Origin of the sequence: Sphingomonas sp. UNC305MFCol5.2 (assembly GCF_000712135.1) — a bacterium.
Taxonomy (GTDB): domain Bacteria; phylum Pseudomonadota; class Alphaproteobacteria; order Sphingomonadales; family Sphingomonadaceae; genus Sphingomonas.
On the sequence record NZ_JOOE01000001.1, the window covers coordinates 408,584 to 428,149 of the forward strand.

The 19,566-nt window shown below is 67.2% G+C and carries 19 protein-coding genes; 6 read left to right on the forward strand and 13 right to left on the reverse strand.

Annotated elements, in window-relative coordinates; translation table 11 throughout:
* Position 1: 1 nt before the first annotated feature.
* Entirely contained in the window at positions 2–2,035 is a 2,034-nt protein-coding gene (locus tag BR78_RS0102055; protein ID WP_029934490.1) for a conjugal transfer protein TraG, read from the reverse strand.
* 270 nt (positions 2,036–2,305) lie between these two features.
* Here BR78_RS0102055 and BR78_RS0102060 point away from each other — a divergent pair, with 270 nt between their 5' ends.
* Positions 2,306–2,965, forward strand: coding sequence for a hypothetical protein (locus BR78_RS0102060; protein WP_156022177.1), 660 nt, complete (start codon positions 2,306–2,308; stop codon positions 2,963–2,965).
* A 574-nt stretch (positions 2,966–3,539) separates the two neighbouring features.
* Positions 3,540–4,913, forward strand: a complete 1,374-nt coding sequence (locus BR78_RS0102065; protein WP_231478074.1) for a methyl-accepting chemotaxis protein — start codon at positions 3,540–3,542, stop codon at positions 4,911–4,913.
* Between the two features lie 369 nt (positions 4,914–5,282).
* Here the strand turns inward: BR78_RS0102065 and BR78_RS0102070 are convergent, their stop codons facing one another.
* From BR78_RS0102070 to BR78_RS21890, 12 genes are all read right to left on the reverse strand, one after another.
* Positions 5,283–5,972 carry an alternative oxidase gene (locus BR78_RS0102070; protein ID WP_029934497.1) on the reverse strand — a complete coding sequence of 230 codons (690 nt, stop codon included), beginning with the start codon at positions 5,970–5,972 and terminating at the stop codon, positions 5,283–5,285.
* Between the two features lie 237 nt (positions 5,973–6,209).
* Positions 6,210–8,180 carry a relaxase/mobilization nuclease RlxS gene (rlxS, locus tag BR78_RS0102075; RefSeq protein WP_029934499.1) on the reverse strand — a complete coding sequence of 657 codons (1,971 nt, stop codon included), beginning with the start codon at positions 8,178–8,180 and terminating at the stop codon, positions 6,210–6,212.
* 311 nt (positions 8,181–8,491) lie between these two features.
* Positions 8,492–8,851: a hypothetical protein gene (locus tag BR78_RS20760; RefSeq protein ID WP_051683147.1), complete on the reverse strand. Its 360-nt coding sequence runs from the start codon at positions 8,849–8,851 to the stop codon at positions 8,492–8,494.
* 220 nt (positions 8,852–9,071) lie between these two features.
* Positions 9,072–9,653: a lytic transglycosylase domain-containing protein gene (locus BR78_RS0102085; protein ID WP_081855565.1), complete on the reverse strand. Its 582-nt coding sequence runs from the start codon at positions 9,651–9,653 to the stop codon at positions 9,072–9,074.
* Positions 9,641–10,144 (reverse strand): S26 family signal peptidase, encoded by a 504-nt coding sequence (locus tag BR78_RS0102090; protein WP_037565876.1) that lies wholly within the window; start codon positions 10,142–10,144, stop codon positions 9,641–9,643. Before BR78_RS0102090 ends, BR78_RS0102085 begins: the two co-directional genes overlap by 13 nt.
* Complete coding sequence (locus tag BR78_RS0102095) at positions 10,137–10,361, reverse strand: helix-turn-helix domain-containing protein (protein ID WP_029934507.1); 225 nt, start codon at positions 10,359–10,361, stop codon at positions 10,137–10,139. The genes BR78_RS0102090 and BR78_RS0102095 overlap by 8 nt, the downstream gene beginning before the upstream one ends.
* A 154-nt stretch (positions 10,362–10,515) precedes the next feature.
* Complete coding sequence (locus BR78_RS0102100; RefSeq protein WP_029934509.1) at positions 10,516–10,839, reverse strand: DUF736 domain-containing protein; 324 nt, start codon at positions 10,837–10,839, stop codon at positions 10,516–10,518.
* 360 nt (positions 10,840–11,199) lie between these two features.
* Positions 11,200–12,129 carry a DUF2493 domain-containing protein gene (locus tag BR78_RS0102105; RefSeq protein WP_029934511.1) on the reverse strand — a complete coding sequence of 310 codons (930 nt, stop codon included), beginning with the start codon at positions 12,127–12,129 and terminating at the stop codon, positions 11,200–11,202.
* A gap of 231 nt (positions 12,130–12,360) precedes the next feature.
* Positions 12,361–14,403 (reverse strand): ParB/RepB/Spo0J family partition protein, encoded by a 2,043-nt coding sequence (locus BR78_RS0102110; RefSeq protein WP_029934513.1) that lies wholly within the window; start codon positions 14,401–14,403, stop codon positions 12,361–12,363.
* Between the two features lie 50 nt (positions 14,404–14,453).
* Positions 14,454–15,392, reverse strand: coding sequence for an ArdC family protein (locus tag BR78_RS0102115; RefSeq protein ID WP_029934515.1), 939 nt, complete (start codon positions 15,390–15,392; stop codon positions 14,454–14,456).
* 117 nt (positions 15,393–15,509) lie between these two features.
* Positions 15,510–16,007, reverse strand: a complete 498-nt coding sequence (locus tag BR78_RS0102120; protein WP_051683149.1) for a DNA -binding domain-containing protein — start codon at positions 16,005–16,007, stop codon at positions 15,510–15,512.
* A gap of 31 nt (positions 16,008–16,038) precedes the next feature.
* Complete coding sequence (locus BR78_RS21890; RefSeq protein WP_197021249.1) at positions 16,039–16,296, reverse strand: transcriptional regulator domain-containing protein; 258 nt, start codon at positions 16,294–16,296, stop codon at positions 16,039–16,041.
* A gap of 315 nt (positions 16,297–16,611) precedes the next feature.
* On the opposite strand from BR78_RS21890, the gene BR78_RS0102130 reads away from it, so the two are divergent.
* From BR78_RS0102130 to BR78_RS0102145, 4 genes are all read left to right on the forward strand, one after another.
* A complete protein-coding gene (locus tag BR78_RS0102130; protein ID WP_029934520.1) occupies positions 16,612–17,358 on the forward strand; it encodes a LuxR family transcriptional regulator in 747 nt (248 codons plus the stop codon).
* Between the two features lie 75 nt (positions 17,359–17,433).
* Positions 17,434–18,045 carry an acyl-homoserine-lactone synthase gene (locus tag BR78_RS0102135; RefSeq protein ID WP_037565877.1) on the forward strand — a complete coding sequence of 204 codons (612 nt, stop codon included), beginning with the start codon at positions 17,434–17,436 and terminating at the stop codon, positions 18,043–18,045.
* Positions 18,046–18,056: 11 nt separating this feature from the next.
* Positions 18,057–18,944 (forward strand): phytanoyl-CoA dioxygenase family protein, encoded by an 888-nt coding sequence (locus tag BR78_RS0102140; RefSeq protein WP_029934524.1) that lies wholly within the window; start codon positions 18,057–18,059, stop codon positions 18,942–18,944.
* Positions 18,945–18,952: 8 nt separating this feature from the next.
* Entirely contained in the window at positions 18,953–19,546 is a 594-nt protein-coding gene (locus BR78_RS0102145) for a GntR family transcriptional regulator (RefSeq protein ID WP_037565879.1), read from the forward strand.
* Positions 19,547–19,566: the final 20 nt, after the last annotated feature.

A 19,566-nucleotide genomic window follows, 5' to 3' on the forward strand; every position in this document is an offset into this window, starting at 1 on the left:
CTCAGAAGTCCGGCAGCAGGTCCTGGCGCGCACCCGCATTGAGACCGTGCGCGCGCTGGACGGTGGTGAGGGCGCGCACCCGGTCCATGGTCCGCTGATCCGCGGCGGCATCGCCATCCTCCTGGTCGAGGCCGAGCAGCTTGAGCTGCACCGGCGGTGCCGGCGGCGCTGGCTGCTCCTGCGGCAGGCCGGGATGGCGTTCGTGCTGGACGCCGCCCTCGTCGGCAGCCAGGTCCTCGCAGTCATCCGCGGCGGCGGCGAGCCGAGCATCCGAGGCGCCCTTCGCGCCGGCCCAGTCGTCCTCCCGGCGCGGCGGCACGTCCGCATAGCTGCCAGGCATCAGCGCCGGTGCCGGAAGCAGCCGGGTGGTGAAATTGGGATCGGCATAATGCCGGATCTTGCGCGCCCGGATCGGGGGCAATCCCGAGACGAGGATCAACTCCTCTTCCGGCGGGAGCTGCATCACCTCGCCCGGCGTCAGCAACTGGCGCGCGGTCTCCTGGCGGCTGACCATGACATGGGCGAGCCATGGCGCGAGGCGGTGGCCGGCATAGTTGCGCATCGCGCGCTGCTCGGTGGCGGTGCCAAGCGCGTCCGACAGGCGCCGCGCGGTCCGCTCGTCGTTGGTCGCGAAGGCGACGCGGACATGGCAATTGTCGAGGATCGCATTGTGCTCGCCATAAGCCTTGTCGATCTGGTTGAGACTCTGGGCGATCAGAAAGGATCGCACGCCATAGCCGGCCATGAAGGCGAGCGCAGTCTCGAAGAAATCGAGCCGGCCGAGCGCCGGGAACTCGTCGAGCATCAGCAGCAGCTTATGGCGGCCGCCCGCAGCGCCCTGCCCCTCCAGCCGCTCGGTCAGCCGCCGGCCGATCTGGTTGAGAATCAGCCGGACAAGCGGCTTGGTCCGCGAGATGTCCGAGGGCGGAATGACGAGGTAGAGCGAGGCGGGCTGCGCCCCCTCTACCAGATCCGCGATGCGCCAGTCGCAGCGCGAGGTCACGTCGGCGACGATCGGATCGCGGTAGAGGCCGAGAAAGGACATGGCGGTCGAGAGCACGCCCGAACGCTCATTCTCGCTCTTGTTGAGCACCTCGCGCGCCGCCGACGCCACGACCGGATGCACCCGCGGCGCCTCGGCGGTGCCGAGATGGTTGGTCTCCATCATCCGGCGCAGCGTCGCCACGAAAGGCCGCTGGGGATCGGAAAGGAAGGTCGCGACCCGCGCCAGCGTCTTCTCTTCCTCGGCATAGAGGACATGGAGGATCGCACCGACCAGCAAACCGTGGCTGGTCTTCTCCCAATGGTTGCGGCGCTCGAGCGCACCCTCGGGATCCACCAGAATATCGGCGATATTCTGGACGTCACGCACCTCGTCGGCGCCGCGCCGGACCTCCAGCAGCGGATTGTAGCGCGACGAGCGCGGGTCGGTCGGGTTGAACAGCAGGCAGTGCGAGAAGAGCGACCGCCACCCGGCAGTCAGCATCCAGTTTTCGCCCTTGATGTCATGGACGACCGTCGATCCCGTCCAGCTGAGCAACGTCGGTACGACGAGACCGACGCCCTTCCCCGAACGCGTCGGCGCGAACGCCATGACGTGCTCGGGTCCGGCGTGGCGCACATAACGGCCGTCCTGCTGACCGAGAAACACGCCTGCATCGCCATACAGGCCCGCGCGCGCGATCTCGCGTTTGTTCGCCCAGCGCGCCGAGCCATAAGTGGTGACCTGCCGCGCCTGGCGCGCACGCCAGAGCGACCCGCCGACTGCCGCGCCGCAGCCGACAAAGCCGCTCGCCCCGGCCAGCACACCCGCGCGGTCGAAGATGTGCGGCGCATAGGCCTCGAAATGGTACCACCAGGCGAAGAGCTGCCACGGACGGTAGACTGGAATGTCTAACAGTACGCACCACGGCGTGCCCAAAGCCGCCTGATAGCCCAGCATCGCTGCGGCCCATTGGGTAGCCGTCCAGACGCCCGCGAGCGTAATCGCGAGCACAATCAGGATTTGACCGATCAATAGCTTTGTGGGCGTCATGGACGGCTCCCGCGCCGGGAAGTTCTTTCCCGGCGATGCCGTCAATGTGCCGCCAAATAGCTGGGGGCGGGACAGCGCGTATCTACGCTAACCTACGTTTGTACCGCGAAACTTGCGTATTGCGCTGCCATCGCGCCCAGTTGCGTCCCTCGCTCCGCGTCGATGTGCTTGCCCGGCGCTGCAGCGCAGCGTCGAGACTGCGTTGAGTTTAGATAAAACTGTGATAGCCAAGAGAAAGCTGCGGGGGCAGCTCTTTGTTTGGGGGATATCATGAACGCAATTCTTGCGGGCGCACTCGCCTGCACCATTCTCTCGTCTGCGCCTGCTTTTGCGCAGACCGCGCCAGCCATGCCGGAAATGGCTCAGCCGGTGCCCATCCAGGCCGTCGAGCGACCCGCTGTAGTGAGCCAGATCTCCTTGCCGGCGAATACCGAAGTCATGGTCAGCATGAACGAGGAACTGACCACCAAGGGTGGCCGGATCGAGGCGGGCCACAAATTCGGCCTGACCCTGAACCACGACGTCATGATTGGCGAGCTGATCGTGATCCCGAAGGGCACACCGGCGTTCGGTGAGGTGACGTGGAAGACGGGCAAGGGCGCGTTCGGCAAATCCGGCAAGATGGAGATCGAGCTGCGCTATCTCGAACTCAATGGCCGTCGTATCCCGATCACGGGCAAATACCGGCAGGAAGGCGAGGGCAACACCGTCGCCACCGTCGGGGGCGTCGTGGTCGCCGGCGTGTTCGCTGCGTTCATCACGGGGAAGAGCGCACGGATCCCGCAGGGCCGCGAGCTCAAAGCGTTCACCGCCGAGGCGCTGCCGGTTGCGCTGCCGGTGAACACCGCCGCCCCGGTTGTTCCGGTACAGGCTGCCCCTGCGGCAACGCCTGTCCCCACGCCTGCAGTCGCAACCACGCCGACGACCTGAAGATGCGAACCGGGCCGCCAAGCCAGATGGTGCGGCGGCCCAAACTGAACTTCCGAAAGCGTCCACCAGTTCAGCCCTGAAACCGGGAGCACTTGATCTCGGGATGCTTCACGCCAGCTTTCCAGCCGCCCCTCTCGCATTCCACCACTTCTTGCGGCCGGGAGGCGAACCGAGGCGGATGGCGACCGGCCGTCATGGACTCACTCGCGGAGCGCGGACAGAGCGGTCGGGGTATCCGACAAACCAGCATCGGCTTGTTCCCACCCGTCCGTTGCGGGCCAGGCTCTCCTCCAGCGAGTCAGAGGCGAAAATATTTCCGAAATTTTTCTGACCGCCAAGTATTTTATTTCACTGACATTTCCGTCGATCGCCCGGCCGCATTGAGGATCTCCGGCTCCCGGGTTGCCCGCCTTGCTCCCGCCGTCCTTCTATAATGCCGACAGCGGCCGAATTCCTGCGATTGCGACCGCCTGTGCGAACCTCCCGGCGTATCCGGAGGCGTCGTTTCCGGCTTCCATCGAAGGACCCGTTGAGCATGCAATGGTTTGAAGCAACCGCGCCGATCCGACTCAAGATGCTCGTGGCTTTCAGCTCGCTCCTGGGCTTGATGGCGCTCGCCATAATCGTCTCTCTGTTCGGACCCGGCTGGATCACATTCGGCATCCAGGCCGCGCTGCTCGCGACCGCCGCGCTGCTCGCACACCGCTTTCGCGAGGCGGTTTGCGTTCCCTATGTGAACACAGTCCTCCGGATGGAGGGGCTGGCCGCAGGCGACCTCGCCACCCCCATCGCCTATACCGACTATAAGGACTGCGTCGGTCGAATGACCAAGGCGATGTTCACCTTCCGTGACGCGGCGGTCGAGCAGCAGGGTCACGCCGCCGAGCAGGCGGATGTCGTCCGCACGTTGGGCGAGCATTTCGTGCAGCTGACGCACGGCGACCTCACCGCGGAGATCCAAGCCAATTTCCCCGGCTCCTATGCCGAGCTCAAGACCAACTTCAATGCGGCGCTGGCAAGCCTGCGTGCGCTGATCGCTTCGGTGCTGGAAACGACCGCCGCGATCCGCACGGGTTCAGGCGAGATCGCGCAGGCGTCAGAGGACCTGGCGCGCCGTACCGAAGCCAATGCCGCAAGCCTCGAGGAAACCCTGGCAGCCATCACCCAGATGGACAGCCGCCTCAAGGCGACTGCCAACGCGGCGAACCGCACAGTCGAGCGCGCCGACGGCGCCATCTCGACCGTGTCGGACGGGCGCGGTATCGCCGACGAGGCGGTGCAGGCGATGACTCGGGTCAGCGAAAGCGCCAAGGGCATCGACAGCGTGATCGAGGGCCTCGACAAGATCGCCTTCCAGACGCGCGTGCTCGCGATGAACGCCGCGGTCGAGGCGGGCCGCGCCGGCGAAGCGGGTCGCGGCTTCGCGGTGGTGGCCGACCTGGTTTCGGCGTTGGCGATGCGCGCCGAGGAAGAGGCCGGACGCGCCCGCGATCAGCTCACCGCCACCCAGACCGACATCGTTGCGGCGGTGGCGATGGTCGAGAAAGTCGATGGCGCGCTCGCCCATATCTCCGGCGATGTCGGTGAGGTTCACGAGCTGCTCGGCCAGATGGCGACCGACAACCAGGCGCAGTCGACCGCAATCACCCAGATCAGCACCGCGATTGGCGCAATGGACCAGGCAACCCAGCAGAACGCCGCGATGGTCGAGGAAACCTCGGCCGCGGCGCGCAACCTCAGCACCGAAGTGACGGCGCTTGCCGAGCAGGCAGCACAGTTCACGGTCGGCGACGAAGGGCGCCCTGCGCCTAGGCCGGCGGCCCAGCCGGTGGGATTCAGGCCCGCCAAGGCATCCCCCTCCAACTATGTCTCGCCGGTTAAATCGCTCTCCCAGGCTGCGCGCGCCAGCGGCAAGGGCAGCATGCAGAGCGACTGGGCCTCCTTCTAACCGAACCGGCCCAGACCAGGCCAAACGGGGGCCTCGCAGTGGGTTCCGCGACGCCCTCATGTTCGTTCACGATCGCAAACATCTAATCGCACCATGCGGGGAGATGATTTTGTGGCCAGGGCTGATCGCCAGTGGCCAAGTCCCCGGGTCCGCACGGAGCCCGGCCAAGCAAACCAAACCCGTCGCCTTGGGCCCAGCCGACAAGCAGCACAGCGGTGGCGGGCGGATCGGCTGTCGCCAACCCGCCCGCCACCGGAAAACCTCTCGGCAAAAGCGCGAACTCGAGTGAGGCAGGAATCGCTGCCTCGCTGACGAGCGACAGGATCGGCAGTATGCGTCCCTCTCCTGCCCTCCTTGCATGCCTTAGCCTCAGGCCGCGTTCTTCCAGATCGGCTCGAGCGCCTGATGCGGTGGGCATTGGGCGATGGCACCCGTCGGCAAGCCCGCAAGCTCGTTGGCAAAGCCGTGATTGACGTCGCGGTGGTGCGCTTCGTCAGCTCGAACAACCAATACCACGTCGCGCAGCGTCGCGTCCTCGGGCAGACCCCAGTAGCGCTTCGCGATTTCTGGTGCCGGCACATTTTCGCTGCGCCCCTCGTCGATCTCGGCGAGATAATGGGTGTAGCTGATCACAGCTTCCTCTTCGAAATAGCCGACGACGCGGTGCGCGGTCTTCGAGCTGACGAGGTACAGGCCGAAGAAGAACAGGTAGAACACCCATTGGACGCCGATGATCACCGCGCGCTCGAACCAGGTCGGCTTCGAGATCTCGATGAAGGTCATCAGGTGCATCCGCTCATTCTCGGCTTCATCCATGAGCGTCTTGATCCAGCCCTTGTCGTCGACCATGCGGCGCAGACAGGCGAGATGATTGATCGTGGCACCGACCATGCCCGGCGCCGCGGCGACCGTTTCGAGCACGACGGCGCGATGGCCATAGCGTTCCGCAAAGAAGGTGTCGGCGCACCAGCGCAGCGCTTTGGTGAAGCCGAAGGCGACCCGGTCCGACAGGCCCTTGGGCTGATGGTGGACGCTGAGGTCGATGAAAGGTGCGGTCATTGTCTGGGGTCTCCGGTGGCGCATTTATGTTGCACCGCCGCATCTATTAGTCGGGACCGGCAGGCGAAATCTGGATGTTGTCCCTACCGCACCCACCCTAAGGGCCCTACCGGAAGTAGGCGCTTCAGGGCGGTCAATGGCCTGCGGAAAGCTTGAATTCCGAATTTGAGGCACCGCCGTTCCTGAACCTTCCCTATCGGGGCCACCCCCCTCTCGTGCTTCTGCCCAGTGGCATGCTCAACTGATCGTCCGACCGCGAGGGGCGGCAACGGACCAATCTATGCCCTGGCCGTTGAGGCGCGCTTTGACATAACGGCCTAGCGCCCGCTCGAGATTCGGACGCCATGGCACGAGCGTGAACTCCTTCGACTTACACAGAACGGCGTAAGCGCGACCGCTGGCAAACTGGACTTTCCGGTCGATGAAGCCCTCGATACGATCGCCGCGGCGCGCCTCCACGAAGGGCAATCCCAATGTCCGGGACAACTGGCCAGCGATGCGACCGAGCTCACGCCGGCGAAGAACGGCAAGCGTCTCGACATCCAGCGGGCGGTTAGAGCCCGGGTCGAGCAGGCCTTCATCGATCAGCCAACCACGGCGACGTTGCTCCGCAAGCCGGACCTGTGCGCCGAAGCCAGCCTCGCGGGCCGTGGCGGAGCGACCGTGGGACAATCGCTGATCAAGCCATGTCTCGCCATCATGGCCAGCGAGCTGATCGAGCGGTAGCGGCGAGAGCAACGAGACCTGCACGGGGCGATCCCGGGCAAGCCGGGCCTCATAGGCAGCGGCGCGCTCCACATGGTCGGCCGGGATCGACCAGCTTCCATCCGGGCGCCGCTCGACGCCAACGCCGGCACGCCGCATCGCCTCCAGTCTGCGCACGTGGGTTTCTGCGAATTTCAGGCTCGCGCCGGGATCGTGGCGGAGGTGCGCGTCCGTCGAGTAGATGCCCTTGTTGGCGCCAGCGACTGCTGACACCGTCCGGTCGGCGGCACGCGCCTCGGGCCGTACCGCCTGGACCTGAACGATCATGCCCCGTCCGATCGTGGCTTCCGGATCGCCCCGCCCGATATCGACATAGTGGGCGCGACCGTCGATCCCGTCGACCACCAGATAATGATGGTCGCGCAGCTCGTCGGACAAGCCGCGGGCAATGACTGCGCCGATGAGCGGCGCGGAGGAATCAGGATCGAACCGCACAAGGTCCGATGGCGCGCGGGCGACGCTCGCCTCCTTCAGCGCGCCCTGTAACGTTTTGAGGATATCGCCCCGTTCACCAATCTGCCGCAAAGTCGCTTCCAACTGCGGCGCAAGCCGAGACCTGCCTGCCCCGATCGGCTCGGCGAGCCCCATGCGCGCAAGCTTGGCAAGACGCCCCGAGCGAAGGCTCTGCTCGAAGGGATCGGTAGCGGCAGCCCCGACGATCCCATCGACTGCTGCACCAAGCAGGCGCCGGTCGATGCTGGTGAAGCGCTCCTGGTCAATTTCGGCGCGGAGGCGGCCCTCGATTTCCCGGTCGGTTCTCGGCCCCAGATCGAAGTCGAGAATCTCGCCTGCCCGTTCGCGAATGCCGCATGCGAGATAGTCGCGCGCGAGGATCAGATCCTTGCCCTGCTCGTCGACTCCGCGGAGCAGCACATGGCTATGCGGATGACCCGTGTTGAAATGGTCGACGGCGACCCATTCGAGGCGAGTCCCCAGATCCTCTTCCATCTGCTGCATCAGCCGCCGTATCACTGGCTTGAGGTCAGGATATTGATCGCCGTCCTCCGGCGAGACGATCAGCCGGAACTGGTGCCGGTCGCCCGCGCCCCGCTCCAGGAAGGCCTTGCCATCGACTTGATCGGCATCCGCTCCATAGAGCGTGCCAGGCGCGCCCTCGCGGGTCGTGCCGTCGCGCCCAAGGTACCGCAGATGCGCGCGTGCATTGGCAGCCCCCTTTCCAGCCAACCGCACGATCCTCGATTTGACGATGGCCCGCCGCGCACGGAATGCCGCAAGCCGGTCGCGTTGGACGAGCACGCGGCCGATCCCGACACCTCTACCGATCTTGCCGCCGGCAAAGCCCTTGCGGCCGGCCGGACCAGGCGCCCCACCACGCGCGAGGTTGGCGGCGGCGAGTATCCGGTTGAGGAATCGGGCCTGACGCTTGCCGCCACGGGCGCGCATCCGGCCAAGGCGGGGCTCGAACGGATCATCCTGCGGCATCGCTCGCCGCCTCTGGATCCATGGCGCCATCGAAATGGGCGCATTCCGGGGCACGGCGCGGCGTCTGGCGCCATCGACGAAGCGATGGCGCTACTGCCCGTCCGAGAAAAAGATGTGCAGACAGAGTGTTATGGCGCCGTCCGCAGGAATGGCGCCATTGCTTTATCTTGCCTTCCCCTGCTCCCCTTCCATGCCACCCCGATCTACGGTTACCGCGCCCCTCGCCGGGACCTGTCCAGCTGCACCGCGACACCAAAAACGGACGGATGGCGCCGGTCTCGCGCCGCCCGTCGCCGTTGTTTGCCAAGGCCTCAGGCCATTGCCAGATACGCCCGCTCGGCGTCGCGGCGGTGCACATATTCGGTGCAGCCGTGCATCGCCCAGAGCCTTCCCTCGCCATCGATGCAGGCGCAAGCGGCGTACCAGCGACCGGCCAGAATTCCCAGAATCGCGACCCGATCAAGCGCCGTTTCCGCCTCTTCGACATCTTCACAAGGCCCGAGACCGCGTTCGGCGACCCGGCTGTCCCAGCGAAAATCGTCGGTTTCGGCATCGAGGAACAATGCCGCGACAAGCTCGACATTGTCGGTGCGGAACTCGGTCCTGAGCCCCGCGACGAGGCCCGGATAGGCATCGGCTTCGCTGTGCCGGATCGTTGAAAGAGCAAGCATGACCGCCTCCGTGACTGCGTCTTCAGGATCGAAGACGGCGTTTCGGAGACGGGCGGCGGCGCGGCTGTCAGGGACGCTGCGACCGCAGGTCGCGGCGCCGCGGAGCGGGCGTGGGAGGAACCAAAATGCGCCAGCATTTTGGAGGGGCCCGCGATCCTTGCACAGCCGTGCCGCCGCCCGTCATGCTGGGACTTCTCGACAAGTGCCCTCCCCGCTCTCCTCATGGCGCGCCGCTTTCGTCCGGCCCCTGTCCGCCCAGCAGCACGAACAAGGTCCGCCAGGACGGATCGCGCGTGCCCGGCGGCGGGGCAACCGGCGCAATCTCCGGGTCCTTCAACATCGCGACCGCGGCGGCCAGATAGGCCCGGGTCTCCGGCGGCAGCGGCACTCCTCGCCGACGCCAGGCGAGATAGCGTGCCGGGCCGGCATTATAGGCGGCGAACATGCCGGGATAGCCGACCTGGTCGTACAGCAAGCGGAGATAGGCGGTGCCGGCGAGGATATTGTCGAGCGGCATATCCGGGTCGCCGCCGAGCCCGTGCCGGAGGCGCATGTCCCGCCAAGTGCCGGGCATCAATTGCATCAACCCCATCGCGCCTTTCGGGCTGCGGATCGGCCTGCCGGCGTGCTCGTTACGCCCTCCGCTCTCCAGCCGGATCACCGTTCGGATCCAGGCTTCGGGGACGCCGAAGCGCAGCGAAGCGGTGCCAATCTCGGCGTCCCAGCTGGCTCTCGCCTGGGCCGCTGCCGGCGCGGCGAGGACAATCGTAGCCAGCAGCGCGAAGCGCGTCAGCGCAGCCACAGCGGCACCGCCCTGCCGAGAAGGTTCGCCGCGCGGACCGGTCCGAAGTAGCGGCCATCGAACGAGTCCGGCGCATCGCCAAGGACGAGATATTCGTCGCTCCGCAGCGTGCGGCAACCCTGCCAGTGCGGCAATATCCGCCCACCTGGATCGCGGCTTCGCTGGCGCGCGACGGGCACGCCACCCACCGACACGATCCCCTCCCGCGCACAAAGCCGGTCGCCGGCGACCGCACGGACGCGCTTCACCAGAGGGACGTTTGCCGGAAGATAATGACGGCGCGCAGCAAGCGCGCGCACCCCCTCGGGCGTGTACAGCACTACCCAGTCGCCTCGCGCCGGAAGGCGGCCGGGCTGCACCCAATACAGCCCGGGCGGCGTGCTCGCCGAAGCGTTCCAGACAAATCTCGGTTGGGGATCCGCCAGGATCGGAATCGCCAGCAGCGCACCCGCGCCGCCCGTGGCGACGAAAAGACGGCAGCGCTCAATCATGGAGCCTGCTCCGCCCGGCACCGCGCGACCAGCTGTCGAGCTCGTCGATATGGTAGCGCACGCGGCCGCCATGGCGGCGAAACGGGGGGCCCTTGCGCTTCCTCCGCATGAACTCGAGCGTTCGTACCGAAAGGCCGAGATGATGGGCCGCTTGCTTGGTATCCAGATAGGGGCTGCCCAGCCTCGCCTCGGCGGCGCGGGTATTGGCGTCGTCCATGAAAAACTCCCGCATTCGGCAACGAAAGTGCTGCCGGCTGCGGCGAAATCGCACCCGCGCGCAGGTTTGCGCAGGGTCGCTTTCGAGGGGGCTCCGATTTCGACCCCCGCCGATAAAACCATCCCGCCCGGGCAATGCCCGGGCGGGAGGCCGGTCAGTCGTTCGCGCTAACGCGCGGGCGCTGCCAGGTCAGGGTTGCGTTCTCGCCATCGTCCTCGTCGAAGAGCTTGGCAAAGATCGGCTGGAGAAAGCTCGGATCGTCGAGCTTGAGCGACAGATAGTCGCGCCGTTCGGCCGAGGTCTTCTTCCAGCCCGCACCGATCTCGGCACGGCCGACATAGACCCGATAGTCGGGCGCATTCTCGTTGGCGCGATTGGTTTCGGGAACGATCCGAACGCCCCTGGCCTGCACCGAAAGCGTGACGATCTCACCCTGATACTCGCCGCCGACCTTCTTGAAGGAACCGATATTCGCCATGTCCGTCACTCCTGTCTTGGTCGAGACCGCGCCCATCGCGGCCTCGATGGCTCGGAGCAGGACCGGGGCGCGCGGCGCCGCACCCGAAAGGGCCGCAGCGCACGCGAAGGACCGGCGCGGCAAGCTTTCTTGCCTCGCGAGGAATGCCGGGCCGCAGGCCCGGCAGGGGAAGAAAGTGCGGCCGCGCCGGTTGCGGCAAGCCGCGCGAGGCGCAGCCGGTCCCGGTCATTCGGCCATCGATCGGGGCCGGGATGGCGAGTGGATGACCGATGGGAGATGTCAGGGTGGCGCCCGATCCGCCAAGCCGGCGATGCATGGGGCGGCAGGTCCGCGCTCGACGGGTGCCGTCCCGGCATCGGGTCAGCCGCGATCGAACCGCCAGAGCGGGATGCCCATGATGCGTGCCTTGTCGGCGAGATTCGCAGAGATGCCGGAGCCCGGGAAGACGATGAGCCCGACCGGCAAGCACTCGAGCAGCTGGTCGTTGCGCTTGAACGGCGCCGCCTTGCCATGCCGCTTCCAGTCGGGACGAAACAGGACCTGCGCGACCCCGCGCTGGTCCGCCCAGCACGCCGCGATCCGCTCGGCACCCGTCGGCGTTCCGCCATGGAGCAATACCATGTCGGGATGGCGTGCCCGCGTGCGGTCCAACGCCTTCCAGATAGCCTGATGATCGCCGCAATCGACACCTCCGGTGAAGGCGATGCGGGTACCGCGCGGCACGAGCGTTTCGCGCGCCGCCCGGCGTTGCTCGAGGAGGAATTCGCGGCTGTCGACCATCGCGGCGGTCAGGGTCCGGCGGCGCACGAGCGATCCCGTGCGGGGCAACCAGGCGCTGCCCGTGTGGAGCGCGAACTGCGCCGTGGCGCAGTCGCGCAGGAACTCCATTGCGTTGCGCCGCTCGACCAGGCTGATGCCTTCGGCAGTGATCCGCTCGAGCTCGACCGAGCGCACTTCGGATCCGTCCTGCGCGCGCTGCGCGGCACGCTGCGCGTCCGCATTGTCATCGAGCAGGCGCTGGATCCGGGCTTCCGCCCGGTGAAAGAGATTGGCCAGCGCCCAGAGCAGGTCCTCGATATCGTCTTCGAGCCGCGTCTCCTGCAGCGTCGAAACCAGCGCGTCGGCCATGTCGGCGACCGCCCCCGCCGCCCGTTCCGGGGCCGGCAAAGGCCGGGGGTCGGGTTCGTCGGAAAAGGGACGATAGCCGAACCGGGCAAGCTCCTCGAGCAGAACGGCGGTCGCGCAGGCGGCAGGCTCCGCTTCGGAATCGGTGTCGAACATCTGGGTCATTGGTCTGGTCCCTGGCTGAGGCCGCGCCACTCGCGGCCGCTGGCGCGCGGACCGGCGCGGCGCTCCCGGCACCGCATCCGCAGGGCCGTAGCGCAGCGAAGGATGGCCGAACCGGCCATTGCGGCGCCGGGGGCACTGCGCCAGCAAGCCCTTTGCGGCCGGCGCGGCTGCAGCAAGCTTGGATGCCCAGCCATGAAAAAGGCCCGGCACCGAAGCGCCGGGCCCAGGGATTCACTCGGCAGCGATCAACTCGGGCTGTCCCTCGCTCGCGTCCGCTCGTTCCGCACCGGGATCACCGGCCTCGCCGCCGACGCCATAGCCGGCACCGCGCAAAGCCTTTGGCAGCCATCCGGTCCCGGCGAGCAACGATTCGGCCTCGTCAGCCATGTCCGCTTTGCGCAGGCCAGCGATACGGTCGGCGGCCGCGTCCCCTTTGGCTTCGCGCACCGCCTCGAGGATGCGGGGCTTGGGCACCTTGCCGAGATAGGAATCGACCGTCGGCACCCAGCCCGCGGCGGCCATGTCGAGCCCGACCGTCTCGGCGATGCGGGCCGCCTGATCGAGCCGCCGCTCGAGCATGGACGCGGAGATTCGCCCGTCGCCATAGCGGCTGACCTGCTCGATCTGGGCATTGAGGCTCAGCGATGCGCAATGCGCGAACAGTTCGAGAAGCTCGGCAACTTCCATCGTCGAGAGCCTCGCCCAAAGGTCGCGATCGTCGTCGGGAAGGCGCGACGCCCATTCGGCATGCCGCGCATCGATCGCCTGGGCCGGGGCGGTATCGGCGAGCCCCGGGGGCTGGGCAGCGAGACCGGGACGGCGCAGGACCACCTCGATACAGGCGTCGCCTGCGGGCACGTAGAAACAGGCCAGGCAGAAGCTGTGCACGACCGCCCGCAAGGCAGTAACCGGATACCGGGCAAGCGCATCGCGCAGCGCGACCGTGCGCGCGGCGGAGAGCTCGCCGAGCAGCCGGTCGGACAGCGGACGCAGCGGATCGTCATCCTCGACTGGCTCGGGATCCGTGCCGTCCTGGGAGGCTTGCGGCGCTTCTCCCGCTTCGGCATCGGCCCCCTCGCCTGCCTCGGCCTCCGGCGCCGGCTCGTCCTCGGGCCGGACGAAGCCGCGCTGTACGACCAGGCTGCCGGCGCTGCTGATCGAGACAAACACACCGGCCCGGGCCACTTCCTGAGGGTCGTAGATCAACGGCCGGTTCTCGAAGACTTCCAGCGCCGACTCGATCTCGCCGAGGCGGGAATCGACCTCCCCGGGCAGTTCGGGGGCGTCGGACCATTCGGCCTCGAGCGCCTCCTGCTCCTGGCGAAGCGCTTCCCATTCGGCCTCTTGCGTCTCATCGAGCGGGGCGTGCGTGCCCTGCAGCAGACGCATGTCCAGATGATGACCATAAGGAAATTCGGGCGCGGCCTCGATCCATTTCCAGCCCTCGGCGGTGATTGCCTGCGCTTCGGTGGCGAACCGTTCGCCGACGAGCCGGTCGAGCAATGCAGGATCCTGCAGCCAGCCACCATGGCTGTCGTCGAACAGGTCGCGCAACACCGCGCCGCCCGCCGCCTCATAGGCTTCGATGCCCACGAACCGGGCACGGCGATCCGCGGCGCGTACGGCGCCCTCGGTCAGCATCCGCCGGATCGTCGCCGGATCCCTCGACCAGCCCGCCGTGACTGCATTCCAGACCTGTTCCTGCCGTTCGTGGTCGCCGGTGACGGTAAAGGCCATCAGCTGCTCGAGCGACAAGCCATCCTCGGCATAGAGGTCGAGCAGCACCGGGCTGACGCTGGCGAGGCGCAGCCGCTGCCGCACGACGGCCGGCGTTACGAAGAAGCGTGCGGCGATATCCTCCTCGGGCTGGCCTGCCTCGCGCATCGCGCGGAAGGCGCGGAACTGATCGAGCGGATGCAGCGGCTCGCGCTGGCTATTCTCTGCAAGCGAGTCCGAAGCTGCGCTGTCGGGCGCGTCGGCGGGTTTGACGATGCAGGGCACGCGTGTGGTCCTGGACATCCGTTTGGTCGAAACCAGCAGCGCCAGCGCGCGGTAGCGCCGCCCGCCAGCGGGCACCTCATAGTTGCCGGTCTCCGCGCCGTCGGCGTCGTGCAGCGGGCGAACGCTCAGCGAGTGAAGCAGGCCGCGGCGCGCAATGTCCTCCGCAAGCATCTCGATCGAACAGCCGGCCTTGACGCGCCGGACATTGGCCTGGCTGAGGACAAGCCGGTTGAAGGGAATGCCTTCGGCCTGGCGCAACTGAATCCTGGTCATGGGACTTCTCCATGACGGGCCCGGCAAGCTCTCTCGCCAGTCTCAACCCGTCATGGACCTCCTGCTTCCTCTTCCTCTGCGCCGGCGCCCGCACCCTGAACATCAAAGGCCAGCAGGAACGCCGCCGCCCGGGATGCCGCGCTCGCGGCGCGGACAATCGCCCGGCTATCCTGGCGGAGGACCGCGAGCCAGGAAGCAAGATAGTCGGCATGCCGCACGGTCGGCTCGATGCCGAGTGCGGCACAAAGGAATGCGCCGGCCATTTCGGCGACGAGCTCCTCGCGCGCATAACCCGCCGATCCGAACGGGCCACGCTGGTCGCGATCGAGCCGGGACTTGTGACCGGTCCAATGAGCGAGCTCGTGCAGCGCAGTGCGGTGCCAGTTCACGGAATCGAAAAACGCCTCGGGCGGGGGCACCATGACGAGATCGTCGATCGGCGCATAAAAGGCGCAGTCGCCGCCGATCCGCAGGCGGGCGCCACTCGCCGCAATCAGCGCCCCGATCCGTGGAAGTATGAGATCGAGACGCGGAGCGGGTGGCGCTCCGCCCTCCGAGAGGGCACCGGCATCTGGAGGCAGCCCTTCGCATTGGGCGACATTGAAGAGCGTGAACCGCTTGAGAAACGGCACCGGAACCGGCTCGCCGCCGCTGGCACGTGCCCGCTCCCTTTCGCGCTCGGGCACGAACCTGTCGGCGAACACGACCATCGTCCCGTGCGCGCCTTTGCGGACATTGCCGCCGAGCTGCATGGCCTGGCGGAAGGTCAGCCAGCGCTGCGCGGGGAAGCCGTGGTCCATCGCCGCCGCCCAAAGGAGAAGGATGTTGATGCCCGAATAAGGCCGCCCCGTCGCGGCATTGCGGGGCAAACCGGGGGGCGCGGCCGCCGAGGCCCAGGGCTGGACCCAGGGCACGGTGCCGGCCTCCAGCTCGGCAACGATGCGGCTGGTGATCTGCGTGTAAAGACCCTCGCGGGAAGCACTGGCCATGGCTGGTCTCCTGGACCAGCGGCGAAGAGACACTCTCCCCGGCATCTCGCCGGTCCACAGGAGCCGGCGCCGCCCACGGACTCCAGCCCCGGGCGTCCGCGTCCGCCGAACCGGGACCTAACTGCGGGGATCGCGCAGCAGCCGGCGCCAATTCCCGCGCACTGTCGCGCGCGCCGCGCGCAGCAGCCGCTTCACCCTTGAGCGCAAATAGTCGGATGGCCCCTGCCAGTCGCTATCGGCACGCGGGCTGCCCAGAAGCAGCGCGGCGATCTCGCGCTGGCCGGCACCAGCGCAATGTGCGTCCCATGCGCGAAGCGTCAGGATGGCCCGGTCGACCCGCGGGTCGCGGGGGAAGAGCTGCCGCGGCATGCGGCCGAGTCTGTGAAAGGCGACGAGGCGCCGCAAGGTCAGCAGCGGCGCGTCCAGAGCGGTCAGGCCTTCGAATCGGATGCGGAGCCGCACCGGCCCGGCGAGGAGCGTACCCTGCCGGATTTCCAGCCGCAAATTGTGCAGACCATCGGACAAGAGCAGTTGCTCGCCCGGATCCTCCCCGAGCAGCACGGCGGAAAAACACCCCATGCGCATCAGATCGCGATCGTCGGTCGCGCCAGGCACGGCCTCGCAAGGGAGAACGTGCGGGTCGGCGCTACATCCAAAGAAGATGCGCGCTTCGCTGGCCGGAAGGGCCGGATTCTCGGCGAAAGAGCAACCCTCGTGCGGGATCGCCCGGCGTCTGCGGCAACACGATCGCGCGCGCCTCGCGCGCGACCGGTCCGGTTGCGATCCCCTCATATTCCGGATCGCGGCGCAGCCATTCCCATGCCCAGCCAGTACGATCGAGCCGGGCCATCCACGCATACGCCGCGGGATCAGCGCCGTCAGGCGTTCGCGGGGTACACGCCATGGTGACCCCGGGACAAACCGTTCCCGTCAAATGAAGAGAAAGATCGAGCGGGACAAATCATGGGCACGTTCCCTGAAAGCGAAGCGTCCAGAGAACATAAAAACGAGTCTGCCGCCTTCCCCCGAAAAGGGGATACCGATTTGGTAATGTTGCAGCGCACAGGCGTTGGAAATACTTATGCCAAACTATTAGTCTATCCTCGTCTTGCGTAACGCGTGCCGGCGGGATCATGAGAGGTCCCCGCCGGGCGCACAAATGGGACGACGCGCGGGCAAAGCGGACTGGAAGACGCCCCTGCGGTCGCGGCAGGCTGAGATGCACAGACTATTGTTGGCGCAGGAGTTCGAGCACCGGACCAAAGATCTCAAAGCGGTTGCTGATCTGGAAGATGTCCTCGGCGAAGCGTGCAGCGCCATGGGCTTCCGCTATTTCGCGCTGATGCACCATGTCGACACGGCGGAGGGTCCGGGCCCTTCCTTGCGTCTGCACAATTATCCGCTCTCCTTTTCGAGCTGGTTCGACGAGAACCGGTTCGGCCGCCTCGACCCGGTGCACCGCGCCTGCCACCGCACCACCAAGGGATTTCGGTGGGCCCATGTCCCTGCGATGATCCGGCTCGGGGGCACGGATTTCGAGATTCTCGAGCGCGCGCGCCGGGAGGGGATCGCCAACGGCTTCACCGTCCCGGCACATGTTCCCGGGGAATCGCGCGGCTCCTGCTCCTTCGCAGTGTCGGAAGCGGAGGATGTGCCGGACGACTGGCTGCCGGTCGCCCAGCTTATCGGCGTCTGCGCGTTCGAGACGGCGCGGCGCCTCATGCTTCCCGATGGTCCGAGCGGCGGGCCGCTGCGGCTGACCGCGCGCCAGCGCGACTGCGTGATCTGGGCGGCGCGGGGCAAGACGGACTGGGAAATCGGCAGGATCCTCGGATTGAGCAAGGAGACGGTTCGCCAGCATCTCAAGCAAGCGCGCGAGCGTTATGGCATCCAGAAGCGCTCGCAGCTCGCGGTGCGCGCGCTCTATGACGGCGTCATCTCGTTCGGCGAGGTGCTCGACAGCTGATCCCCCTTTTGCGGTATATGGCGTACCGGTTCGATCTGGTCTGCTTTTCGCCTTGGCAACAAGGGAAGACGGACCATGCATCTGTTGATCGGCCCTGGCGATTCCGCCGGCGAGGCCCAGGCGTTTCGGGCCATGTTCGCGGCGCGCAAGCGCGTCTTTATCGACCTGCTCCAATGGGACGTCCCGGTCCTCGCCGGGCAGTATGAGATCGACCAGTTCGACGACCCCCACGCCACCTATCTGATCCTCACGGACACGGCCGGCGCGCATCTCGCTTCGGCCCGTCTGCTCGAGACCGAGCGCCCGCACATCCTCGACAGTATGTTCCCAGAGCTGTGCGCCGGGCCTATACCGCGGGGACCGCGAATCCGCGAGATCACCCGCTTCTGTCTGGACCGGGACCTCAGCGCCGCCGAGCGCCGGCGCGTGCGCGATACGTTGGTGGCGGCACTCGCCGATTACGCGCTGCTTACGGGCATCGACTCCTATACCGGCGTCGCCGAGCGCGGCTGGCTCGAGCAAATCCTCGGCTTTGGCTGGCGGTGCGCCCTGCTCGGCGAACCGGATCGCGCCGGCCTCGGCGCGCTGCAGATGTTCATCGACTCCGAGACGCCGGCGTTGCTGCGCGCTTCGGGACTCCTTCCCATGACGACACTGGCCGATGCCGGGCGTCGTAACGCCGCATGAGGAGCAGATCCATGGCCACGGCAATTTCGTGCGACGATTCCGTCGACCACTATGCCACCGCGCTTCGCGCGCATGGCTATTGCATCGTCCCGCGGCTGCAGCCGGCCGGGACAGTCGCCGCGCTCGACGCCGACCTCCGCGGCGCTCTCGACAAGGCGCTCTTCTGCCGGGGCGATTTTTACGGCGAGCGGACGAAGCGGATCGGCAGCCTGCTGACGCGGTCGCCGCATGCCGCGGCCTTCGTGCAGCACGCACTGGTGCTCGGTATCGTCGAGCGGATCCTGGCGCCCTGGTGCGACACGATCCAGCTCAACCTCACGCAAGCGATCGCGATCCACCCGGGGGCGCCGCGGCAGTTCCCGCACCGCGATCAGGATATGTGGGCGAGTGCCAAGGGCGAGGTCGAATATCTCGTCAATGTGATGTGGCCCTTCACGCCCTATACCGAGGACAACGGCGCAACGCTGCTCTATCCGGACAGCCATGGCGCCCGTGCGCTCGAGGAGGCCACGCCGTCGGCATGCTTTGCCGCCGAGCTCGATCCCGGCGATGCGCTGTTGTTCCTCGGCTCGACGCTGCACGGCGCCGGCGCCAATCGGAGCAACGCGGTGCGCCGCGGCATGATCGTCAGCTATTGTCTGGGCTGGCTCAAGCCGTACGAGAATCAATGGCTCGCCTATCCACCCGCGGTCGCACGCAGCTTCCCGCCCGAGCTCGCCGGTCTGGTCGGCTATCGCCAGCATCGCCCCAATCTCGGCAATTATGAGGGGCAATGTCCCTCGATCCTCTTGCAGGACCGGCTCCCCGAGCGCCTTGGCGCGATCGACGCGCTTCGTCCCGATCAGGCCGCGATGGCCGCCGACTATCGTGCGCGCGTCGCGCGGGACGAAGGCAGTTGAGGCTGGTGATGAACGCGGCTCCGGTCTTTGATCGCGTCTATGGCGGGCTGAAGCAGTTGCTGCGCCGGGGCGCGATCCTGCCGGGAACCCGGATCGATCCCGCCGGCCATGCAGCCCAGCTCGCGGCCAGCATCACCCCGGTGCGCGACGCGCTCCACCGCCTCGCCGGCGAGGACATGCTCGTCACGACCAGCGACGGATTTCAGGTTCCGATCCTGAGCGAACCCGACCTGCGCGACCTCTATGACTGGAGCTATCAGCTCGTGCTGCTCGCGCTTCGGACCAGCCGCCGCACCCACGCGGCGTTTCTGCCGGAGCCGCCGCTCCACGCGCATCTCGCCGAAATCACCGAAGCGCTGTTCGCCGCCATCGCCGCGGCGGCACCCAACCGTGAGCTGCACCGCGCCGTCGCCGCCGCCAATGACCGGCTGCATGCGGCACGCCGGGCCGAGGCGCTGGTGCTCGCCGATCTGGGCGAGGAGCTGGCCGACCTGCTCGATGCCGACCTGCGCCGGTTGCGCACGTTGCTCGGCAGCTATCATCGCCGGCGGATCGCCGCAGTCCCCGAGATCCTGCGCGCGCGCTACCGCGCCCTCGATTGATGCTGCACCGCAGCACTCCA